The following is a 22,353-nucleotide window of genomic DNA, read 5'->3' on the forward strand; positions in this document are numbered from 1 at the left end:
CATGATCTCACTCGTCATGAATGAGGAGCAGAACGCTCCGCGCAGCCATAAATCCCCTGTTGCAAATAGCCCTTCCAGAGAAGCCGCCGACGCCGCATCACGCCCAGAAATGCCGGTCTCGGAGCTGCGTCGTGCCGCCTGGACCTGCTCCATTGGCAGCGCGATGGAGTATTACGATTTTGCGCTCTACAGCCTCGCCTCCGCGCTTGTTTTCGGCCCGCTCTTCTTTCCGAGCAATATACCGGGCCTTGGCCTTGTCGCGAGCTTTGCAACCTATTTCATAGGCTTTGCCGTGCGACCGGTCGGCGGCATCTTTTTCGGTCGCATGGGGGATCGCTACGGTCGAAAGAGAGTTCTTCTGCTGACAGTCACCCTGATGGGGCTTGCCAGCGCGCTGATCGGGCTCATTCCTTCCTATGCCAGCATCGGTATCGCCGCACCGCTGCTTCTGGTCTTCCTGCGTATGGCTCAGGGTTTTGGCGCTGGCGCCGAACAGGCTGGTGCTGCTGTGATGATGACCGAATCAGCCCCCAAAAAGCGCCGCGGTTATTATGCCGCCCTGCCCTTTCTGGGCATCCAGATCGGCACTGTCGCCGCAGGGCTGATCTACTATTCGATGCTGACCGGTGTGCCTGACATCACCAAGACCATGCTGTGGCGCGTGCCGTTCATTGGAAGCGCCCTGCTGCTGGTCATTGCGCTTTACATGCGCCTCCGCCTGAAAGAGTCGCCGACATTTGCGAAGATCCAGGACGATGAGCGTCATGAAGAGGTGATGTCCATTCGTGAGACGCTGACAACTTCCTGGCGGCCGATCCTCGCTGGGCTTGGGCTGCGCATGGCAGAAAATGGGGGCTCGTCCATCTATCAGGTTCTGGCCATCAGCTATCTGGTTCACACCGTGGGCATGAGCAGCCAGTGGGGCACACTCGTGCTGATCGGGGCTGCTGTTGTGGGTGGGGTTACCATCCCAGTTGCCGGCTTGTTGAGCGATCGCTTCGGGCGTGTCCGCGTCTATCGCGGTTTCGCCATTCTGCAGGCTGTGAGCGCGCTGCCGGTCTGGTACGTGTTCAGCCAGGGAAATCCCCTGGCATCCTCCATCGCCCTTTCCTTCGCCCTGGGCGTTGCGACATGGGGAATGTTCGGCACCCAGGGCGCCCTCTTGCCGGAGATGTTCGGCCTGCGCCATCGTTACACGGCTGTGTCGTTCACCCGTGAATTCTCTTCTGTCATCGCAGGGGGCGTTTCTCCCATGGTCGGCCAGTTCCTGATCGCGATGTTTGCCCGTTTCCATATCGGTGGAGTGAGCAGCGGCAAATATGCCTGGATTCCGCTGGCAACCTACGTGGTGTTTCTCGCCTGCCTCGCTATCGCAGCGACCTTCGCCATTCCCGAAACGAAGGGACGCGATCTCATGGCCCAGGAAGATGCGCTTTGAGTCCTGCCTCCCTCGTCAGCCCTGACATGGCGTTGTCAGGGCATAGTTTTCCTCTTCGTGTAAAAGGCGTTGCCGTCATGAGCTATCTCGATTGCCCCAATTCGACAGGTGACGCCTCTGCTGGCCTCTCTCCCCTCGCCGACCGCCTTCTGGCCGTGCGTCGGGGCGCCGCGCCTCTCGCAGCGCTGAAGGCAGGGCTTGTTCCGCAACATGAGGATGCCGCATATGGCGTGCAGAACGAGATGGTTCATGCCCTGCGACCCATACTCGGGGAAGTAACGGGCTGGAAAGTTGGGGCACCCTCCCATGAGGGGCTTCCCTTCGCCGCACCGCTGCATGACGCGACATTGTTCTGGGGTGATACCCGGCTGCCTGAGAACAGCCTGCGTCATTATGGCGTCGAAGCAGAAATTGCTTACCATTTCGCTCGTGACCTTCTGCCACGTGAGCGTGCCTGGTCGCTCGATGAGGTGCTCGACGCTGTGGGTTCGGTCCATACCGCCATCGAGATTATCGACACACGGTTCGAACGGCCCAATTCACAGCCGCGTCTGGCGCATCTTGCCGATCAGGGTAGCCATGGCGCGCTGGTTATCGGCGAAGGGCAAGCCGCATGGCGTCGCCTGAGCCCCGTCTCGGAGACTGTGCATCTCGCCCTGAGTGACGGCCGCGTGATTGAGCATATCGGAGGTAATTCCGCAGGGGACCCAAGACGTCTGCTCGTCTGGCTGGCCAATCATGCGAGTGCGCGTGGCCTGCCGTTGAAGGCAGGCACCATCGTCACGACCGGTTCAATGACCGATACGATTTTTGTGCCGCCCGGCACCACGGCCACAGCGCAGATTGCCTCTCTCGCCCCTGTCAATGTCATTCTGCCCTGAAACCTGCCTGACCAGTAAAAGGACCATGTCATGAAGCCTCATCTTCTCCTGATCGAACCCATGATGCCCGAAATCGAGGCTGCGCTGGATGCGGCTTATACCGTGCACCGCTGGCAGAAAGACACGCTACCGAGTGATGTGCAGATACGCGCCATCGCGACCGGCGGCGGCACCGGCGTGCCACGCGCGATAATGGATGCCCTGCCTGCGATGGAGGTGATTGCCATCAATGGTATCGGAACCGATGCCGTTGATCTTGTCGAAGCTGCAAGGCGCGGTATTGCCGTCACCGTAACGCGTGACGTGCTGACCGACGATGTAGCCGATCTTGCCATGGCGCTCATGCTCGCCTCCCTGCGTGACCTGCTGCCAGGAGACCGCCTGGTGCGTGACGGCTTGTGGGGCAAGCAAGGGCTTCCTCTTGCACGCAAGGTCTCGGGGTCAAGACTTGGTATCGTGGGCATGGGTCAGGTCGGTCAGGCAATTGCGCGTCGTGCTCAGGCATTTTCCATGCAGGTATCCTATTTCAGCCGACGCAATCTGGACCTGCCCTTCACCCCGTTCGTGAACAACCTCGTGGCACTGGCGGCACAGAGCGATGTCCTTGTGGTGGCAGCCTCGGGCGGCCCGCAATCGCGCAATCTGGTCAATCGCGAGGTGATCGAGGCGCTGGGGCCGAACGGTCTCCTAGTCAATGTGGCCCGTGGCACCGTGGTCGATGAGCAGGCGCTTGTCACTGCGCTGCAGGAAGGGCGGCTTGGCCGCGCAGCACTCGATGTTTTCGTCGATGAGCCTAACGTGCCCGACGCGCTCAAGACGATGGGCAATGTCGTCTTACAGCCCCATCGCGCTTCGGCCACACTTGAGACGCGCCAGGCCATGGGTAGGCTCGTGGTTGATAACCTCGCGGCACATTTCGCAGGCCGTCCGCTGCTCACACCCGTAGCGCTCTAGCTTATGGGGAATTGACCCCGGTGTTCTGGCCATTCGGCCAGACGCCCTGACGCAAGAATTGCATTTCAGGGTTTTCAGACAATGCCAAACAGGCTTTCCACCCGGGCCCTGACCATTTTGGGCGCCCTATGCGCCCTTGCGCCTGCAGCACGGGCTCAGTATCGAGGTCCGATTTCAGAGACGGCGCCGCTTTTCGCGCTCGATACCCCAACTTCCTATGCCAATACGCCTTTCACGCCGCCGGTGGAGAGCATGATCCCCGCCTGGGATCGTCTGGTAAAGAAGCTCAATCGCAAGGGCGTCGGCATCGTTGTCGACTATACCAGCGAAAGCGCCATGGTGCTGAACGCCGGTCATGCGGGCGACGCGGGCTATGCCCATCAGATCGGCATGGAACTCGATCTTGACTGGTCCAGACTAATCGGCTGGCGCGGCTTCATCACCCACGCCGTGATCGTCAATCGTGCCGGGCATAATCTCGCGGCCGATCTGGGTGAACGCTCCCTAAACGGATTTCAGGAGATCTATGGCGGTGGGGGCAATGTCGGCGTGCATCTGGTTTATGTCTACGGCACGCAGGATCTGTTCAGGAACCGTGTGCAGATCGCACTTGGCAAAATGCCGGTGAACATCGATTTCGCCAATTCGCCACTGTTCTGCACCTTCATGAACAAGTCGAATTGCGGCATTCCGAAATCGCTCACACGTACGGCGGCAGGCTATGGCACCTATCCCGGTTCCACCTGGGGGACGAGACTGCGCTACTGGCCGCTCCACGGCGTTTATGTCCAGACCGGGCTTTATGGCGTCAATCCCTATCTCAACACCAACCAATACGATCGCACCGGCTTTCGCATGGGTACGGAACTCTATACCGGCGTGTATATTCCGACAGAAATCGGGCTTATCCCCTCATTCGGCAGACATAATCTCGTCGGGCACTACAAATTCGGTGTCGCCTATGACTCGTCGAATTACCGTGACCTTTATCGGGACGTGAACGGTAACCCGGCAGCAGCGACAGGCCTGCCCTATGGCTGGACCAACGGCAAGACGCAGATCTGGCTTCAGGGTGACCAGATGCTCGTGCGCAATGGGTCAGGGCCGTTGCAAGGGCTCTATGCCCTGGCCGGGATGACGAAAAGCCAGGGTGAAAACAGCCCTTATGACTGGCAGGTCTATGCTGGCATCGTGGATCGTGGACTGATCAAGGCGCGACCGAAGGATACATTCGGCGTCGAATGGTCTGAGACCTTTGCCAGCCGTGACCTCGTCGCCTCGCAATGGATACGTTATCGAAAAAACCTTTCCCTGCCTGGCAGCGCCACCTATCCGCAAAGCCATCTCATGACTTTCGAAGTGACCTATAATTTTCACGCCTTTCGCGGCATCTCCATTCAGCCGGATTATCAGCATATCTGGCGTACCAATCTCCAGGCCAACAAGCCGCAGGTCGATGCCATCGGCCTCAAGATTCATGCGGTGCTTTGACAGACGTGAAGTGACAGAACCATCGATCAACGCCACCATCGGGGCATGACCGACAATCTGATATTTCGCCTCAAGTTCAGGCAGTTGCTGCTGCTGCGCCAGATCGACCTGGAACCCGCCCTCAACAGGGCGGCGCGGTCGCTCAATCTCTCGCAGCCGACTGCATCGAAACTGCTGCAGGATATGGAAACCGATCTTGATGTGCAGCTTTTCGAACGCCACGCCCATGGCCTGACCCCTACGCGTGCCGGGGCTGTCGCCATTCGCCACGCAAGACAGATACTGGCCGATCTCGGCCGCTTGCGACACGACCTCAAGGCTGTTCAGCATGGGTTGTCGGGAACGGTCTCGATCGGTGCGATCAGCGCCCCCCTGCATGAGATCATTTTGCCCATACTCGCCGACCTGGCAGAGGCTCAGCCAGATATAAGCGTAACGCTGCACGTCAATACCAGCCATGATCTGATGGAGATGATGCAGGCAGGGCGCATCGATCTGGCAGTCTGCAGACCGGTTGACAATCTTTCGGCGGGATTGCTGACGGTCGAGGAACTCGCCCCCGAGCGTCTTGTCGTCGTTGCTGGTGCAAGAAATCCGATCCTGCAGAATCCACCAACAAGTCTTGCGGAACTCATTGATGCACGCTGGATCGTCCATACTGCGCCAAGTCCGATGCGTCAGGCGATCGAATCAGCATTCACGATGGCGCGATTGCCTCTGCCACTCTTTCCGGTCGAATTGACGTCGATCTATGCAACGATCGACCTTCTTCAGCAGTCGACGCTTCTGGCAGTATTGCCGAGAGCAGTCTTCAATCTGTTCGAACAGACAGAAATATTGCGGGAATTGCCGGTCGTCATGCCGGATCTTCTGTCGCCCTACTCTCTGGTTCGTCTCCGTGATCGGCCTTTTACGCCTGCAATGGCCTATCTCTACGACGAGATAAAATGTCGGGCTATCGGATTATCCGATAGCGTCATCAAGTAAGTCTCGTCGACTTTACCCCCGGGCTCGTCCTTCCTCGATGCATTGATGATGTAACGATAAGGGGGAAGAGAAATCATGCGTGTTCTCATCCTTGGCGCAGCAGGCATGCTGGGCCGAAAGCTTACAGAGAGTTTTGTAGATAAGCCGAACGGTTTATTCCCCGGACCTTCACAGCTTATTCTTGCCGATCTTGTGGCGCCCCCTATGCCGCAGGGTTTCCGGGGTGTCGTCGATTGCGTGGCTGCCGACCTTACCGTTCCAGGCACTGCTGAAACGCTGCTGGCCGAGCGGCCCGATGTCATTTTCCACCTTGCCGCTATCGTATCGGGTGCCGCCGAGGGGGACATGCAGCTCGGTTATCGGGTCAACCTCGATGCCACGCGCACGCTTTTTGAAGCGATACGCGTTCTTCATGAGAGCGAGGGCTACAAGCCGCGTCTGGTCTTTGCCTCATCCATTGGCGTGTTCGGGCGTCCTTTGCCTGATCTGATCAGCGACAGCCAGATACCGACACCCGAGAGCAGCTATGGCGTGCAAAAGGCAATGGTCGAGCTGCTGCTCAGTGATTACGCGCGTCGCGGCATTTTCGATGGTGTGGCGCCGCGCATGCCCACGATCTGTGTGCGACCTGGCACGCCCAATGCCGCAGTCTCGGGCTTTTTCTCGAGCATCATCAGAGAACCGCTGATCGGTCAGGAAGCCGTGTTGCCCGTCCCAAGAGAGACGCGCCACTGGCTGGCCAGCCCGCGTGCTGCGGTGAAAGCCCTCAGGCATGCCTTAGAGATCGATTACGAGACCATCCGCCATCGTCCTGTCTTTACGCTTCCCGCCCTGAGCGTGACGATAGAAGAGCAGATCGACGCCCTGCGCCATGTGGCAGGCAACCAGGCTGTTTCTCTCATACGGGACAAGCCAGACCCCTTCATCCAGCATTTCGTCTCAAGCTGGCCCAAGGCGTTCGACACACATTGGGCATTGAGCCTTGGCTTCACCGCTGATGAGACGTTCGAGGACATCATAAGAGCCCATATCGACGACGATCTGGGCGGCAAGCTTCATGATGCGCCGCTGGTACCCACGACTTCCACCCGGCTCTGGGCGGCACCGGCAGCTCCCGATTGCCCCCCCTGTCATGACGATGTTTTCCCCCATGTGAGGCCCTGGACAGCCAGGAACTGGCCGATCGCAGCGGCCATGATCCAGTATCCGGCGATCCTGCCCGATGGCAGTTCCGTTCAGGACCAGAGGGCCGAAGGCTGGGCTGCCACGCTTGCCGAAGTACGGCGCGCCGGGTTCACCGAACTCGATCCAACCGATTGCTGGCTGCGTGTGGCCGATCTCTCTGCCTCAAGACGGCTCGAATTTCTGTCGGTATGCGCCGAGCTGGGGCTGAGTATCCCGGCTATTTCGACGTCACGCCGCTCGGTGATCGACCCTGATCCGGAGAAGGCAGACGCATCGCTCGCCTATATCCATCGTGTGATCGATACCGCAGCGGAAATCGGCGCTCGCGAAATTGCCGTCGGTTTTGCGGCAGCACTGAGTGAGGCGCAGAGAAAAGCCCTCTGGTTCTGGACGGCGCCCGGCCATTGCGACCCGGCAGACCCGCAGGTCTGGAAAAAGGCGGTGTCGCGCATTCGCGAGCTTGCCGATCATGCCCAGAGCGTCGGGGTGGTGCTGTCACTCGAAATGTATGAAGACACTTATCTCGGCTCTGCCGACTCAGCAGTACGCTTCATACATGACGTCGATCACCCGGCCTGTGGCATCAATGCCGATATCGGCAATCTGGTGCGGCTGCACCGCCCGATGGAGCATTGGCGTGACATGATGGTCAAGCTCGCCCCCTATCTGCGCTACTGGCACGTAAAGAACTATCTGCGCACCGAGGATGCCACGACCGGCATGATCGTGACTGCACCAGCCCCCATGGAACAGGGGGTGATCAGTTACCGCGCAGCCATCGCGATGGCGCTCGAACATGGTTATGCGAGCCCGTTTCTGGTCGAGCATTACGGCGGCGATGGTCTGAGTGTTGCTGCGCTCAACCGGGACTATATCCGCAGGATCCTGCCGCTATGACTTATCAACCCTATCACGAACCGGCCGCCTTAATGCGTTTCGACCAGAAGCTGAACCGTATGAAAGCGGGTACGGACGGCCCGGCGGATTTCATCATTGCCGATGCCAAAGATGCCGATATGGCGGGCGGCCTTTCGGCGCTTGGCACCAATCCGGTTACCCAGTGCCCGGCAACACTGCCCGAATTCGACGCGGCGATTGGCGAAATCGTGCGGCAGGACCTGGTGGACATCGTGCTGGCGTCGGTGTCGACGCTGGGGCGCCTCAACAAACAGGGCGTATTCGAAAGGAGCACGATCCGGCAGGCCGTCAGGCTAAATGACACGACAGATCTGTGGCGCATTCGCGGTGGTGATTATGGCAGGCAGCCTTCCATTCCTTTCAGGACGGCTCGCCTCGATCTGCTTCCGGTGAAATTCGGTCTTTATTCCATGACATTCAGCGGCGATGCGCGCGAGGATGCCGACGCCCTTTTCCGTTATCGTGATTTCAGGGCCGAGGCCCAGGCGGCGGGCATTTCCCATTTCCTGGAAGTGTTCAACCCGACGCATCCACTGCTCGACAAGATCGATTACGGCAGCTTTCTCAATGATATGGTCAGCCGTGCCCTGGCGGGTATGCATGAGAGCGAGCGCCCGGTTTTCCTCAAGCTGGCATTCAATGGGGCTTATGCGCTCGAGGCGTTCTGCCGCTACGACCCGTCACTTGTGGTCGGCATCATGGGCGGAGGCAGCGGTACGACCCGCGACTGTCTCGAACTTCTGCATCAGGCACAGCTATGCGGTGCCCGTGCAGCGCTTTTCGGGCGCAAGATCCTTGATGCGGAATATCCACCTGCAATGGTGGCGATGATGCGTGCGGTGGTCGAGCGACGCCTCACCCCGTCAGAAGCCGTTGGCGTCTATCACGAAGAGCTCCTGTCACGCGGCATGATGCCGAGGCGCCTGCTTGAAGCCGATCTTCAGATCACGGACTCCCTGCTGCAATAGGCTCATGCGGGCCATCAAACGGAACATGAAAATATGGTCGATATCTGCGGTAATGAAGACGATTTCGCCACGCATGGTCTTCGCGCCTATAATCACGTCTTTCAGGACATCGTGCGCCCCGTACGAAGTGGTGCCCTGCGCGCACAGGCTGGTCCCGAAGGTAAGGTGACGGTTCTCGTCGGGGGCGGATCGGGCCATTATCCGACGTTCTGTGGCTTTGTCGGGCCGGGCTTTGCCGATGCGGTGGTGATGGGAGGCATCTTTGCGTCTCCCTCCATTCAGGCCGTAGCCAATATCGGGCGTCTGGCGCATCGTGGGGGCGGCATCGTCATGGGGTTTGGCAATTACGCAGGCGATAATCTCAATTTCGGCATCGCTGCCGAACGCCTGCGTGCCGAAGGCATCGACACGCGTATTGTAGTGACGACCGATGATGTAGCGAGCGCTCCTGCTGAAACGCCCGAACGCAGGCGCGGCGTGGCGGGTGATATCATCGTCTTCAAGATCATGGGCGCATCAGCCGATGCCGGATATGACATCGACGCCGTTGAAGCGGTCTCTCGCAAGGCCAATGCCCAGACGCGCTCCTTCGGCATTGCCTTTGATGGCTGTGCCCTGCCCGGTGCGCCCGAAAAAATCTTTTCCGTACCCGAGGGCCGGATGGCACTCGGTCTGGGCATCCATGGCGAACCCGGAATTGAAGAGCGCATCCTGGCTGCGCCAGAAGAAATCGCAGCGGAACTCTATGCGCGGGTCATGGCGGAAAAACCGCCCGAGGCCAGACGGCTTGCCGTGCTGCTTAATGGCGCAGGCGCGACGACAACCGAAGAGCTTTTCGTGTTGTGGAATGAGCTCGAAGCCTTGTTCGAGCGTGATGGCCTGACCCTCATCGCACCGCTGCTTGGTTCCTATGCGACGAGCCTCGATATGTATGGCTGTTCGCTGACCATCACCTGGCTTGATGACGAACTCGAGCGTTTCTGGCGTGCCCCTGTCACCTCACCTGCCCTGTGTCGTCATGAAGTGACGGGAGACTGGGTTGCAGCCTCCCGACAGGCCATTGCCGAATTGCCTGTGCACTATGAGGCCGCATCAAGCACAGCAGGGAAAAGCGCCGGTGCCTGCGTTGCCAGAGCCATGGCGTGCCTTGCGAAGACGATGCAGGATGAAGAGGCCATGCTCGGGCGCATCGACGCCATTGCTGGTGACGGTGATCATGGGCAGGGCATGGCGCGTGGTGCGCGGGCTGCCTCTCGGGCAGCTAAGGCGGCATCCAAAGCAGGTGCCGGTGCCCGAACGGTGATGGAAGCTGCCGCCGATGCCTGGGGAGACCGGGCGGGCGGCACGTCAGGTGCTCTTTGGGGAGAGGCCTTGTTCGCCTTTTCGACCGTTCTGGATGACAGCAGCGCTTTCGACGGGTCGCGGCTGGTCCAGGGGGTTATCAGAGGCGGCCAGCGTATCATGGCGATCGGCAAGGCCGAGATTGGCGACAAGACCATGGTCGATGCGCTCGCCCCCTTCATTGCGACACTTGAGGAGCAGAGTCTCGCCGGGCATGGACTGGCGCAAAGCTGGTCCCGTGCCGTGGATGAGGCCCATCGTGGCGCAGAAGAAACGAAGAATTTTGCGGCCAGAAAGGGACGCGCCAAGACGCATGGCGATCATAGCAAGGGATATCCCGATCCGGGGGCGCTGTCTTTCGCCCTGGCGATGCAGACGCTCACTCCCCTGATTCAGGAACTCAGCTGAGGCGCGCCCAGCCGGACAGGCAGCCGTGAAGCGACCTCGCCATGAGTTCAGGTCTCGGGTTGGGCGATGACCGTTATCATCGCTTGGGAGTTGCGCCAGCAGGACGCCTGTCACCGTGCCCCTTCAGGGCGGCCATGCCCGGCCGTCGGCGAGGATGGATGGCAGACACGCCTGAAGATGACAGGTCAGGAATTTCACATGCTTCTGAAAGAGAAGGTTTTCGCGATCACTGGCGGTGCGGCGGGTATCGGCCGTGCCGCCGCGCTCGAAGCAGCCCGTCAGGGCGCCGATGTCGCCATCACCGATATTGTGCCGCAAGAAAGCGTCCAGCCCATTCTTGACGCCATACGGGCCGAGGGGCGGCGGGCCCTCTATCTTCAGGGCGATGTTTCCGCGCACGAGACCGCAACGCGTTTCATCACCGCCATAATCGAGGAGCTCGGTGGGCTCGATATCTTCGTGAGCAATGCGGGTATCTGCCCGTTTCATGCCTTTCTCGACCTGCCACCCGAGACGCTCATAAAGACCGTCGGGGTCAATCTGCTCGGCGCGTATTTCATGGTGCAGGCTGCGGCCAACCAGATGGTCAGTCAGGGCCGCGGCGGCGCAATCATCGCCGTATCCTCGATTTCGGCTTTGGTCGGCGGCGCGTACCAGACGCATTACACCCCGACCAAGGCTGGCATTCACTCCCTCATGCAGTCCAGTGCCGTTGCTCTCGGAAAGTTCGGCATAAGATGCAATTCGGTTCTGCCCGGCACGATACGCACCGCGATCAATGAAGAGGATCTGTCAGACAAGACAAAGGAAGAGGCCATGATCGGTCGCATTCCCCTCGGTCGATTGGGGGCGCCGGAAGATCTGGCAGGCCCAATCGTATTTCTGGGCTCTTCCATGGCAAGCTATGTCACGGGGGCGTCGCTGCTGGTCGATGGCGGCTGCTTCGTCAACCTGCAATAGACAAGCCTTAGTACGCTGACCGCCCACCCTCAGAGGCACGGTCGGGAGATGAGAACCGGGTTGCGAGTCGGTTGCATCGGGTTGGCGTTTTTCCGTCGGGCGTGGCACATGAAGCGCCATGTCCCACGGTGCCCCCTTTCGCAGCAGTTCGCTCTATCATCTTCTATCGGTTGCGGGAGCGGCGTGGTGGTCGAAAGGGCTTGCGGTCATTTTGGGCACGTTCATTCTTGAAGATGCCACCACCATGATTGCGGCCATGGCGGTCGATGAGGGGCGCATCACCGTAACCCTCGCTTTGATTTCGCTTTATATCGGCGTCGCGGTGGGCGATCTCGGCCTCTACGGTCTCGGCGCCATAGGTGCGAAATGGCCGCCAGCACGGCGCTGGCTGACATTGCCTCGTCATGACAAGGGGCGGAGCTGGTTTCACCGCAATGTAGTCCGTACGGTGGTGATCAGCCGCTTCATTCCCGGTGCGCGTCTGCCGCTCTATACGGCCTGCGGATTCTTTCGGGCGCCATTCGGCTCTTTTGCAGCGAGCGCGGTTGTCGCTACACTGATCTGGACGTCGCTCCTTTTCAGCGTTTCCCTGCATGTCGGGGGGTGGCTGTCAGCCCATATGGCCAGCTGGCGCTGGTTCGGCATAGCGGGCTTCATCCTGACCATTCTTTTTGTCGGACGCCTCATTGCACGTTTCCAGACCTTCAGTGACTGATCGATCAATGCTCCAGAATTCGCCTGATTTGTCCTCGCAGACCGGGACTCCCGACGAGGATGGCAAGGCACCTCATCCGCTTTCCCTGTTCGAGTTCTGGCCGGGGTCGATCTTCTACACGCCCATCGTGCTCTACTGGATCGCACTCGGGCTGCGCTATGGCGATTTCAGTGTCCCGAGTGCGGCCAATCCCAGCATCGAGACCGGCGGTCTCTGCGGCGAGAGCAAGAGCGGTATTCTCGATCTTGCCGGTCCCGTCGCCAATAGATGGATAGCGCCTTATGTGACGCGGATGTTGCGTAAGGGACTGCGAGAGGAAGACGCCAAGGCGATCACCGTCGCATTGAGCAAAAAGGGCATTGCCTTCCCCGTGGTGGTCAAGCCCGATATCGGCTGCAATGGCACGGGCGTAAAGCTGGTACAGCGTCCGTCGGACCTGCTGCCGGTGCTGAGGCAATTCCCGTCAGGTGTGCGCATTCTCGCCCAGGCGCTGGCTACGGGGCCCGTCGAGGCGGGGCTATTCTATATTCGTGAGCCTGGAGCGACTTCAGGGCGCATCACCTCGATCACCTACAAGGAATCTCCGGTGCTTGAGGGCGATGGTGTCGCCACCATCCGCGAATTGATCATGCGCGACACCCGTACCAGTCTTCTGTCAGACATCTATCTGCCACGCCTCGAAGGGCGGCTCGACGATGTTCCGGCATGCGGCGAGCCGGTGCAGCTCGTCTTTACTGGCAATCACTGCAAGGGCTCTATCTTCCGCAATGGATGCAAGGATGCGACCCCTGCCCTGACCCGACGTCTTGACGAAATTATCGGCGACATCACCGAGTTTCATTTCGGTCGGATCGACGTCAAGGCTGCCTCCATCGACGCCCTGCGCCGGGGCGAGGATTTCGAGATCATCGAGCTGAATGGTGTCGGGTCGGAGGCAACCCATATCTGGGATTCCAGAACCACGCTCTGGGAGGCCTATCGCGCGCAGTTCTTTCATTATCGTGAGGCGTTCCGTATCGGGGCGATGAACCGTGCCCGTGGCCGCAAGACATGTGGCGCCTATACGATGCTGCGTTATTGGCGCAAGCAGCGCCGCCTGCTGGCGCTTTATCCGCTCAACGACTGAGCAAGCTCCGCCGGGGCAAAGCAGGCCGAGGTCTATGCCTCGGCCTTTTTCCTACTGGATCCCGGAGCCGAAGATATAATTGCTGACCTGCTGTTCCAGCGAACTCGGCGCCTGGGTGTTTGTAATGGTGCCGTCGCTCGGAAGGCGCTCACGCGACGTGCCCGGCGCGATGACCAGGGCGTTGTCGGACGTCATGCTCGGGGCCGCAATCGAGAGGATTGTGTCCTGCGGCAGAGACAAATGGCGGTCGATCGAGAAATCGACCTGTGCCATCTGCGTCTGCGGATCGAGGCCGACATGGGAGACCGTGCCGACGCGGACACCTGCCAGAACCACGACAGCGCCCGGGTTCAGCCCGTTGGCTGAAACGAAGCGGGCGTGAAAGCGCTGTGTATCGCCAGAAGGCCCATGACGCTGGGCGACGGCATAGAGGGCGAAGCCTGACGCGAGGGCAAGCACCATAGCGCTCGCCAGAATCGCGCCGCCCCTGTTTTTTGCCGCCATCTTCGGTTCACCTGCCTGTTATAACAGCGGAACTCTTCGCCTGAGTTGCGATCATGGTCAAGCGCGGGCTTGCGATCCGGGCCGCGCTGAGGCAGGAGGTAGAAACATTTCTTTCATACTGAGCTGATATGACGCTGCTACAAGCACTGGTTCTGGCGATCGTCCAGGGACTGACCGAACTTTTTCCCGTGAGCAGTCTCGGTCACGCGGTGCTGCTCCCGGCTCTGCTTCACTGGAACCTGGACGAGCGCAGCGAATTGTTCCTGCCGTTTCTGACCATGCTGCATTTCGGCACGCTGGTCGCGCTGTTCTGCTTTTTCTGGCGTGACTGGCTGGCCATCTTCACCGGGGCTATCGGACGCCACGGCCCGACGCGTCGCGAAGAGTCCATCCGTATTCTGGTTCTGCTCGTCGTTGCAACCATCCCGGTCGTGATCTTCGGTGCCGCTTTCGAACATCGACTCAAGGTGATCTTCGGCACGCCGGTCGCCGTGGCACTGTTCCTCTTCCTCAACGGGCTTATCCTGCTCGTGACCGAGTGGATGCGTTCCTATAAAGGCCGTCGTCCGCAGCGTGCCATTGCCGATATGTCGGCCAAGGACGCACTGGTGATCGGCTGCTGGCAGTGTCTTGCCCTGTTCCCCGGCATCTCGCGCTCTGGCTCGACCATCAATGCCGGCCTGGTTCGCGGACTCAATCATGAGACAGCGGCGCGCTTCTCGCTTCTGATGGCTCAGCCTGCCGTGCTGGCAGCAACGGTGCACGAGGCCTGGCAGCTGCGCCACATGACCGTCAGCCACGAGATGGCGCAGATCTCGGTGATGGCGGCGATCGCCGCAGGCGTTACCGCGCTGATCAGCACTGCCGTATTGCTGAAATATTTCCGCAATCACGACCGCTGGGCGCTGTCGCCTTTTGCCTTCTACTGCATGGGGGCCGGCCTGTTCTCGCTACTGGCACTCGTTCTCTTCTGATAACGAAATAATTTCCACTTTGACGGCCGATCCGTCATGATCGGCTTTTTCGAACATGGGCGATTTTCACCATTCCTGACCTGGCTACACCTCCACTCTCACCTTCTCCTGCCGGGAGCCGTCGCAAGACGCTCGAACAGGTCACGGCTGATTATGAGACGAACGGGCTGAAACGCTCTCTGACGGCAACCCAGTTGGTCATGCTGGGTGTCGGCTCGACCATTGGCGCCGGTATCTATGTCATGACCGGAACGGCGGCAGCGGAATATGCCGGGCCATCCATTCTCGTCTCTTTCGTCATTGCCGCTCTCGCCTGTCTCTTCACGGCGTTTTCCTATGGCGAGCTGTCTTCCAGCCTGCCGGTGTCGGGATCGGCCTATTCCTATGCCTATGTCTCTATGGGCGAGCGTGCCGCCTGGACAGTGGGCTGGCTGCTTCTGCTCGAATACGGCATCTCCTGCGCGGCAGTTGCTTCCGGCCTCTCTGGTTACGCCACGAGCCTGCTGTCGAGCTTTGGTTTTCACATACCGGCAGCCCTGAGTCAGGCCACGTTTCAGACCGTTCCGGGCAGTGGTGGCATGGCCATCACCTCAGGCTGGCGTTTCGATCTGGTTGCGACCATTGCCATTGCTGTCGTCACTGCCTGTCTGGTGCGCGGCGTGCAGGAATCTGCACGGGTCAACACGATTATCGTGTTCATCAAGGTCGGCGTCCTGTTCCTCTTTGTCGCCTGCGGCCTGTTCGCGCTGCATCCATCCTACTGGCACCCGTTCATTCCTGAATATCGCGGGGGATTCCAGTACGGCATACCCGGCATGTTCCGCGCGGCCTCGATCATCTTCTTTGCCTATGTCGGGTTCGAGGCAGTCTCTACGGCTTCGGCAGAAGCCCGTAACCCGCGTCGTGACGTGCCGATAGGCATTATCGGCAGTCTGGTAATCTGCACTTTTGTCTATGTATGCGTGGCGTCCATCCTGATTGGTATCGTGCCGTATCAGCAGCTCAATGTCGCAGACCCGCTCTCAATTGCGGTGCGCGCGATGCACCAGCCCTGGCTCGCGCTCTTCGTCAATCTCGGAGCGACCATCGGCCTTTGTTCGGTACTTCTTGGCCTGCTCTATGGTCAGACGCGTATTTTCTTCGCCATGAGCCGCGACGGCTTGCTGCCCCCGATCTTTTCTTATGTTCACAAGCGCTATCATACCCCATGGACGGGGACGATCCTGCTCGGGATCATCGTGGCTCTTGCGACCGCAACCCTGCCGATCGACGTGATCAGCGATCTCGTCAGCATTGGCACGGCAGCCGCGTTCGGTATCGTCTGCTTTACGGTAATCTGGCAGCGCAACATGCATCCTGACATGCCGCGCAGCTTCAGCGTGCCGTTGGGCGGTTTCAGGGTCAAAGGCTGGTGGATCGGCTTTACCCCGCTACTGGGCATACTTTTTTGTATCGTGATGATTGCCCCGCTTTTCGCAGACATGGCGCGGGCGCTCATGCATGGTAACCCGGTGCCCGCCCTGCTTCTGCTCGCCTATGCGGGTCTCGGCTTTGTCACCTACTGGTACTATTCCCGTCATAACTCCAGCTTCGCGAAGAAGAGCGCTGACTGAGGCAGAGTGAGAAGTGGGCTCCTCGAATTACCCACAGATTCCGTGGATGTGTTCGTGGGTAAGGTTGTGGATAAGGGACGCACAAGAATCAGAAAGGGGGGAGCGTTCGGCTCCCCCCTTTTTTTACAGACCCAGACAGCAGGCTTACTTGACCGCCTGCTCCGAAAGCTCATGCGCGATCACACGGGCGCAAAGCGCCATGGAAATGGCGCCCGCATCGGGGTGGCCCTTGCTACGTTCCCCATGAGTGCGAGCCCGGCCCAGACGAGGAAGCAGATCCTTCGTGGCCTCAGCGGCCAGAGTCGAGGCTTCAGCGGCCTCAGTCCAGGCTTTCGCAATGGAATAACCCTTTCTCAGACCGCCCTCGAACCCCTCGACCAGCGGCTCGAGTGCATCCATGAGGGTCTTGTCGCCCTTTTTGGCTTTCCCAAGGGCTGTAATTTTTTCCATGGCGCGACGGAGCCCTAGCGAAAGACTTTGTGCATCGGGCACGGCGGACTCATCGAAAGCCGTGCTGAAAGCAAATAGCCCTGCCCCCCAGAGTGCACCTGATGTGCCTCCTGCCCGATCAGCCCAGGCGACGGCAGCAGCGGCAAGCACCGTCGACGGACCGGACCCGGCCTCGACAGCGGCGCGTGCAGCTTTCGCTGCTGCGGCGGCCCCGCGTGCCATGCCCTGACCATGATCGCCGTCACCCGCATGGGCATCGATCTGGCCAAGCGCAGGTTCAGCCTCAGTAAGAGCTGCCGATAGCCTGATCATCATGGAGGCGACACAGCGTCCGCCCTTTCTGCCCGCTTCAGTGAGTGACTTCATGTAAACCGAAGATGCTTCGGTCAGAACCGGCAGGGAGTCGCGATAATCTCCTGCCATTTCATCGCGCTTCAGGGCCGCGCTGTTGACGGGCGCGCGCCAGAATTTCTCCAGCTCCTCGTCCAGCCAGGTGAGCGTCAACGAACAACCAGCCATGTCGAGGCTGGTGATATATTCACCCGCCAGAGGCGCAATGACCGTATAACCCGCGTTTTCGAGATGGGGGATAATGGCCTCCCACAACACGAAAAGCTCTTCGTATTTCGTGCTGCCAAGCCCGTTCAACAGGGCCGTGATGCGCGAGCCTGCATTGGCGGGGGCTTCCTTCAGCAGGCGGTCGCACAGGATGGCGGCCAGCTCGGATGGTCGCATCAGATCGAGTTCATCGATGCCCTGTTCACCATGCACCCCAAGCCCGAGCGCCAGACGCCCCTTCGGCACCTGAAACAGCTTTTCGCGTTCTCCTGGCAGGGTGCAGCCATCGAAAGCCACGCCGAACGAGCGCGTCTGCGCATTGGCGCGGCGTCCTACCGCTTCGACCTCGTCAAGGCTCAACCCGGCTTCGGCGGCGGCCCCAATAATCTTGAAAACAGGCAGATCGCCTGCTGTGCCGCGCCGCCTGCTCTCCTCGCTGGCCGGGGCGCTCGCAATATCGTCTGTCGTCGCGATCATGCGTGTATCGATGCCCTCGGCACGCAGACGCTCGGCCGCAATGCTGAAATTGAGGACATCACCCGCGTAGTTGCCGTAACCGAGAACAACGCCGCCGCCAAGATTGGCCTCTCGGGCGATACGCAGGATGGCCTGGGTCGAGGGCGAGGCAAAGACGTCACCCGCAACGGCTGCATCGGCAAAGCCCTCGCCGACATAGCCGTTGAATGCCGGAAAATGACCAGAACCGCCGCCCACGACAAGAGCAACCTTGCCCTGTTTACCCGGCATCGTTCTGACCACACCGCCCCGCACGGGCTGGACGATATCGCGATAGATGCTCGCAAAGCCGCGAAGGGCGGATGTCGCGAAATTCTCGGCGTCGCCACAGATTTTTGTCATGGGATAGTCGTCCTCAGTACAGATAAGCGGAGAAGTGGAAAACGAGCGTGGGTCAGGCTTCCCGGTTGAAATAGCGTCGGGCAAGAGAGTCGAAGGAGATTGCGGCGACTACGATCCCGCCACTAACGATCGACTGCCAGTAAGGCGAGATGCCGAACAGGACGATGACGTTCTCAATGATGCCGATGATGACAGCGCCGAGCACCGCTCCAAACGGGCTCCCCAGACCGCCGGTGGTCGCAACGCCACCGATGACGGCAGCTGCGATGGGGGCCAGCACCCAGGTATCACCGATGGAGGGCTGAGCAGTGCCCAGCCGAGCAACCATCAGGATGCCTGCCAGCGCCGAAAAAAAGCCAGCAGCAGAGAAGGCACAGATCCTGATGGCATCTACCCTAATACCAAGCATACGCGCTGCCGCGTTATTGCTGCCAATCGCATAGACGTAACGGCCTAGCGGTGTGCGGATCATGACGAAGGAGACGATCACGAGGCAAAGAAGCAGGATCACGAAAGGAACCGGGAGACCGAACAGCATCCCGCGCCCCAGAAACGAGATATTGCTCGGAATACCCGTGATAGCGACGCCCTTTGTAAGCACCAGATTGGCGCCGCCATAGACTCCTGCCATGCCGATGGTAAGCACGAGGGAGTGCAACTTCAGCTTCGTGATTAACAGACCGTTCAGCAGCCCGCATCCCGTGCCAAGCGCGAGGCAGAGCACAAGAGAGAGCCAGGGATCGAGCCCTGCCTGCACCATAAAAATGCCACCCGCAACGCCAGCGAGACCGCCTATGGCACCGACGGAGAGATCGAGTTCGCCGAGAATCATCAGAATGGCCTGGCCGATCGTGACCAAGCCGACGAAGGCGAGCGAGCGCGCGATGATCTTCATGTTGAACGCTGTCAAAAAATTCGACGAAAGCGTGCAGGAAAGAATGAAGATGACCGCGAGCGCAATCACCACCCCAAAGAGGGGATTGGATGCCACAGCCTTGAAGCGGGTCATGATATCGGGCTGGTGTGGTCTGGCAGCGCCATCATGCGGCGCAGGCGTCTCATGCGACATGGCTTGTCTCCGGTGAGCCGATGATCGAGGCGACCAATGTGCTGATTTCGGTTGTTTCGTGCTCGAATGAGCCGTTGATCCGGCCCGAATAGAGCGTGACAATACGGGTAGCGCAGCGCTGCAGCTCGCTCATCTCAGATGAGACAAGGATAATCCCCACGCCCTCTTCGGCTAGGCGCTGCATGATGCGGTAGATCTGGAACTTGGTGCCTATATCGATGCCCTTCGTAGGCTCGTCGAAAATTAGCAGACGTGGCCTGCGGGCCATCGCCCGACCGATAATGGCCTTCTGCTGGTTGCCGCCTGAAAGGAACATGATCTTCTTGGCAGATGACGAGGTGCGAACATCGAACTGCTCGATGATCTCTTTCACCAGTGCGTTTTCGCGGTAAGGCGAAATCAGCCCGGCTTTAGTGATGTTTCCTGTTACAGCAAGCGAGATATTTTCGCGCAGGCTCAGCATCGGAAAAATACCGTGATGCTTGCGTTCTTCGGAGAGATACACCATTCCGGCCTGCACCGCCCTGTCCGGTCGGTTAGGCGCAATCGGCTTGCCGTCGAGAATGACGCGGCCGCTCTGGATTTTGCGAAATCCGAACATGGCCTGCATGATTTCGGAGCGCCCTGCCCCGACCAAGCCCGCAAAGCCGAGAATTTCTCCACGCTTCAGGTCGAACGAGATATCTTCAAACCCCGGACCGGTCAGATTTTCAACCGAGAGAATAGTTTCGCCGGTACGCGCAGAGGATGCCGGCTGAAACTGCTCGTCCAGCTTGACGGTACTGCCGGACATGAGACGGATCAGCTCGCCCTCGGTCATACCGTCCATCGGGAAAGTACCGACGCTGCGACCGTTACGCAGGACGGTCACCGTATCGCCTAGCGCGAAGATTTCTTCCATCTTGTGAGAGACGAAGACAATGGCAACGCCTTGTTCGCGCAGGTCATTGACAATACGAAAGAGACGCTCCGTCTCCTTGGCCGTGAGAGACGAGGTGGGCTCGTCGAGAATCATGACGCCAAAATTTTCCTGGGTTGCCGCGCGGGCAATCTGCAGAAGCTGTTGATCGGGGACACTGATTTCAGCGACTTTCTGATCCGGCCGTGCGTGAATACCAAAACGCGCAATGAATTTCGCGGCCTCCACCTCCATTGCCTTTTCCGATACGGTGAACCTGCCGAAGCCTGAGCGGGCAAATGGCATGAACATGTTTTCTGCGACGGTGAGGTAGGGAAAGAGATTGAGTTCCTGGGGCACATAAGACACGCGCACGAAAAGCTTTTGGTCACGCAGTGCATCGGCGTCGTCAATGACAAGTGTGCCAGTATCCGGTTTGACCAGACCGGACAGGGTCTTGATAAGCGTGGATTTCCCTGCGCCGTTCTCACCGGCAAGGATATGCACCTTGCCGGGTTCGAGAGTCAGATCAATGTGATCGAGGGCTACGACCCCTGGATAGGTCTTTCGTATGCCCGAAGCCTTGAGAAGGACCATAGCCCCCTCCCGATCGGTTATTTGGAGAGCGTTGATTTGGTGATGATATCGATGCCTGTATCGATGTTTTTAGGCGTCTGCTGCCCCAGCGCTTTCTGCCAGGCGGCGATAACGGCCCAGTAGCCCTGCATTTCAGGGCGGCTTGAGGCAGAGGAATCGACCACGCCATCCTTGATCAGCTGAAGCATGTCGTTCAGATTATCCAGACCGACCTCCTGAACCTTGCCGATCTTGTCGCTTTCGCGAATGGCCTGACCGATGCCCACAGGGCCTGCTGCATCACAGGCTACCCAGCCTTCAAGGTTGGGATGGGCCTGCATGATGGCAGAGGCCTGTTTTTGCGCGGTTTCGATGCTGTCGTTATCGATACCCGTCGCCACGACCTTGATATCGGGATATTTGGCAAACACCTTCAGCTCGCAGCGCGCGCGAAGGGCATGGTTGGGCGCAGTGGGCACGCCCATCATCACTGCAACCTCACCCTTGTGATTGATCAGCCTAGCGAGCCGCTCCGCCGCTAGCGTGCCCTGCTCGCAAAAATCCGCACCGACCGCCGTGATGTCCATGCCCTCAGGTGGGAGGGAGTCGAAAACAGTCATCGGAATCTTCTCATCGACCGCTTCCTGCATGGTCGACCGGTTTCCCTTTTCGTCGAGAAGGTCGAGGATCAGACCATCGGGATGTGTCGCGATGGCGCGTTCGATGATGTCGTTCTGGGTCGAGACATCGGCGGTTTGCGGCGCGCGATATTCAACCGTGATGGTGCGTCCCGTGGACTTGCTCAGCAGGGCCGCGGCGGCTTGCGCGCCGTTATTGGCCTTGTCGAACCAAGGATGAACGGCTTTCGGTATCATGACAAACCGCATCGGCGCATTGTCCGCCGCCGCATGGGCGGCGAGCGGGGCGAAGAGCAGGGTTGCGGTGGCGAGCAGTGCTTTTTTCATGAGATCAGACCTTATGGTCGCGTTGACCCATTATTTGCAGGAATTTGGTGAATATTTACGATCGAGCGCATCGATACCATCGACATTGCGCGCCGAGGCGCTGGCCGGGTCGAATTTTTTGGAAAGGAACGAATCAACAATGGTCTTGGCGAGTTCAGCACCGACAACGCGCGCACCCAGTGTGATGATATGGGCGTTGTTGGACAGCGCTGCACGTTCCGCAGAGTAGCTGTCGTGCACCTGTGCTGCGCGGATGCCGGGGATCTTGTTGGCCGAAATCGCAACCCCGATGCCCGTGCCGCAGCACAGAATGCCGCGCTCATACTCTCCGGAAAGAATAGCAAGGCCGACGCGTTCGCTCAGCTCGGAGTAGAGCTCGCTCTTGTCATCTGCAGGGCGTGAGAGGTCGACTGCATCGAGCCCTTTTGCCTTGAGATGCGCCACGATCTGCTGGGCCAGACCCTCACCGGCGCTATCGCCACCAACTGCAATTTTCATGATCGTCTTCCTTTTATG

At 59.4% G+C, this 22,353-nt stretch carries 19 protein-coding genes; 13 read left to right on the plus strand and 6 right to left on the minus strand.

All coding sequences use genetic code 11. From position 1 onward, the window contains the following. The first annotated feature begins 1 nt into the window (after nt 1). The 11 genes from AAID99_RS04340 to AAID99_RS04390 all read left to right on the plus strand — a co-directional run bounded on the left by AAID99_RS04340 (nt 2) and on the right by AAID99_RS04390 (nt 13,372). Complete coding sequence (locus AAID99_RS04340) at nt 2-1,438, plus strand: MFS transporter (RefSeq protein ID WP_498493237.1); 1,437 nt, start codon at nt 2-4, stop codon at nt 1,436-1,438. Nucleotides 1,439-1,515: 77 nt separating this feature from the next. Beyond that, nucleotides 1,516-2,319, plus strand: coding sequence for a 2-keto-4-pentenoate hydratase (locus AAID99_RS04345; protein WP_498493238.1), 804 nt, complete (start codon nt 1,516-1,518; stop codon nt 2,317-2,319). A gap of 30 nt (nt 2,320-2,349) precedes the next feature. Then, entirely contained in the window at nt 2,350-3,273 is a 924-nt protein-coding gene (locus AAID99_RS04350; protein WP_498493239.1) for a 2-hydroxyacid dehydrogenase, read from the plus strand. Nucleotides 3,274-3,354: 81 nt separating this feature from the next. After that, nucleotides 3,355-4,764, plus strand: a complete 1,410-nt coding sequence (locus AAID99_RS04355) for a carbohydrate porin (RefSeq protein WP_498493240.1) — start codon at nt 3,355-3,357, stop codon at nt 4,762-4,764. Between the two features lie 45 nt (nt 4,765-4,809). Continuing rightward, the gene (locus AAID99_RS04360) at nt 4,810-5,751 is read left to right on the plus strand and encodes a LysR substrate-binding domain-containing protein (protein WP_498493241.1); all 942 of its coding nucleotides are present in this window, start codon (nt 4,810-4,812) and stop codon (nt 5,749-5,751) included. Between the two features lie 75 nt (nt 5,752-5,826). Next, nucleotides 5,827-7,833 carry a D-erythronate dehydrogenase gene (gene denD / locus AAID99_RS04365; RefSeq protein WP_498493242.1) on the plus strand — a complete coding sequence of 669 codons (2,007 nt, stop codon included), beginning with the start codon at nt 5,827-5,829 and terminating at the stop codon, nt 7,831-7,833. Continuing rightward, nucleotides 7,830-8,822, plus strand: coding sequence for a hypothetical protein (locus AAID99_RS04370; protein ID WP_498493243.1), 993 nt, complete (start codon nt 7,830-7,832; stop codon nt 8,820-8,822). Before denD ends, AAID99_RS04370 begins: the two co-directional genes overlap by 4 nt. 33 nt (nt 8,823-8,855) lie before the next feature. Beyond that, the gene (locus AAID99_RS04375) at nt 8,856-10,571 is read left to right on the plus strand and encodes a dihydroxyacetone kinase family protein (protein ID WP_498493244.1); all 1,716 of its coding nucleotides are present in this window, start codon (nt 8,856-8,858) and stop codon (nt 10,569-10,571) included. Between the two features lie 66 nt (nt 10,572-10,637). Next, nucleotides 10,638-11,531, plus strand: coding sequence for an L-rhamnose 1-dehydrogenase Lra1 (gene lra1, locus AAID99_RS04380; RefSeq protein WP_498493245.1), 894 nt, complete (start codon nt 10,638-10,640; stop codon nt 11,529-11,531). Between the two features lie 118 nt (nt 11,532-11,649). Then, nucleotides 11,650-12,246, plus strand: coding sequence for a DedA family protein (locus AAID99_RS04385; RefSeq protein WP_188426512.1), 597 nt, complete (start codon nt 11,650-11,652; stop codon nt 12,244-12,246). A 7-nt stretch (nt 12,247-12,253) separates the two neighbouring features. Next, nucleotides 12,254-13,372, plus strand: coding sequence for a D-alanine--D-alanine ligase (locus tag AAID99_RS04390; protein WP_498493246.1), 1,119 nt, complete (start codon nt 12,254-12,256; stop codon nt 13,370-13,372). Nucleotides 13,373-13,423: 51 nt separating this feature from the next. Here the strand turns inward: AAID99_RS04390 and AAID99_RS04395 are convergent, their stop codons facing one another. Further along, nucleotides 13,424-13,876 carry an MlaD family protein gene (locus tag AAID99_RS04395; RefSeq protein ID WP_188426511.1) on the minus strand — a complete coding sequence of 151 codons (453 nt, stop codon included), beginning with the start codon at nt 13,874-13,876 and terminating at the stop codon, nt 13,424-13,426. 128 nt (nt 13,877-14,004) lie between these two features. Here AAID99_RS04395 and AAID99_RS04400 point away from each other — a divergent pair, with 128 nt between their 5' ends. Beyond that, nucleotides 14,005-14,850, plus strand: a complete 846-nt coding sequence (locus AAID99_RS04400) for an undecaprenyl-diphosphate phosphatase (protein ID WP_188426510.1) — start codon at nt 14,005-14,007, stop codon at nt 14,848-14,850. A 200-nt stretch (nt 14,851-15,050) separates the two neighbouring features. Beyond that, nucleotides 15,051-16,463 (plus strand): amino acid permease, encoded by a 1,413-nt coding sequence (locus AAID99_RS04405; RefSeq protein WP_498493247.1) that lies wholly within the window; start codon nt 15,051-15,053, stop codon nt 16,461-16,463. 144 nt (nt 16,464-16,607) lie between these two features. Here AAID99_RS04405 and AAID99_RS04410 read toward each other — a convergent pair whose 3' ends face one another. Genes AAID99_RS04410 through AAID99_RS04430 form a run of 5 tightly spaced genes read right to left on the minus strand, consistent with a single transcriptional unit; the run spans nt 16,608 to nt 22,335 of the window. Then, nucleotides 16,608-18,329, minus strand: a complete 1,722-nt coding sequence (locus AAID99_RS04410; protein WP_498493248.1) for a dihydroxyacetone kinase family protein — start codon at nt 18,327-18,329, stop codon at nt 16,608-16,610. 52 nt (nt 18,330-18,381) lie between these two features. Next, on the minus strand, nt 18,382-19,398 hold the full coding sequence (locus tag AAID99_RS04415; protein WP_188426507.1) for an ABC transporter permease: 1,017 nt from the start codon (nt 19,396-19,398) through the stop codon (nt 18,382-18,384). Continuing rightward, nucleotides 19,388-20,893, minus strand: a complete 1,506-nt coding sequence (locus tag AAID99_RS04420; RefSeq protein ID WP_498493249.1) for a sugar ABC transporter ATP-binding protein — start codon at nt 20,891-20,893, stop codon at nt 19,388-19,390. Before AAID99_RS04420 ends, AAID99_RS04415 begins: the two co-directional genes overlap by 11 nt. A 17-nt stretch (nt 20,894-20,910) precedes the next feature. Further along, nucleotides 20,911-21,837, minus strand: a complete 927-nt coding sequence (locus tag AAID99_RS04425) for a substrate-binding domain-containing protein (protein WP_188426505.1) — start codon at nt 21,835-21,837, stop codon at nt 20,911-20,913. A gap of 30 nt (nt 21,838-21,867) precedes the next feature. Continuing rightward, nucleotides 21,868-22,335, minus strand: a complete 468-nt coding sequence (locus AAID99_RS04430; protein ID WP_188426504.1) for an RpiB/LacA/LacB family sugar-phosphate isomerase — start codon at nt 22,333-22,335, stop codon at nt 21,868-21,870. Between the last annotated feature and the right edge of the window lie 18 nt (nt 22,336-22,353).

This window comes from Asaia sp. Ae19-3, assembly GCF_059801175.1.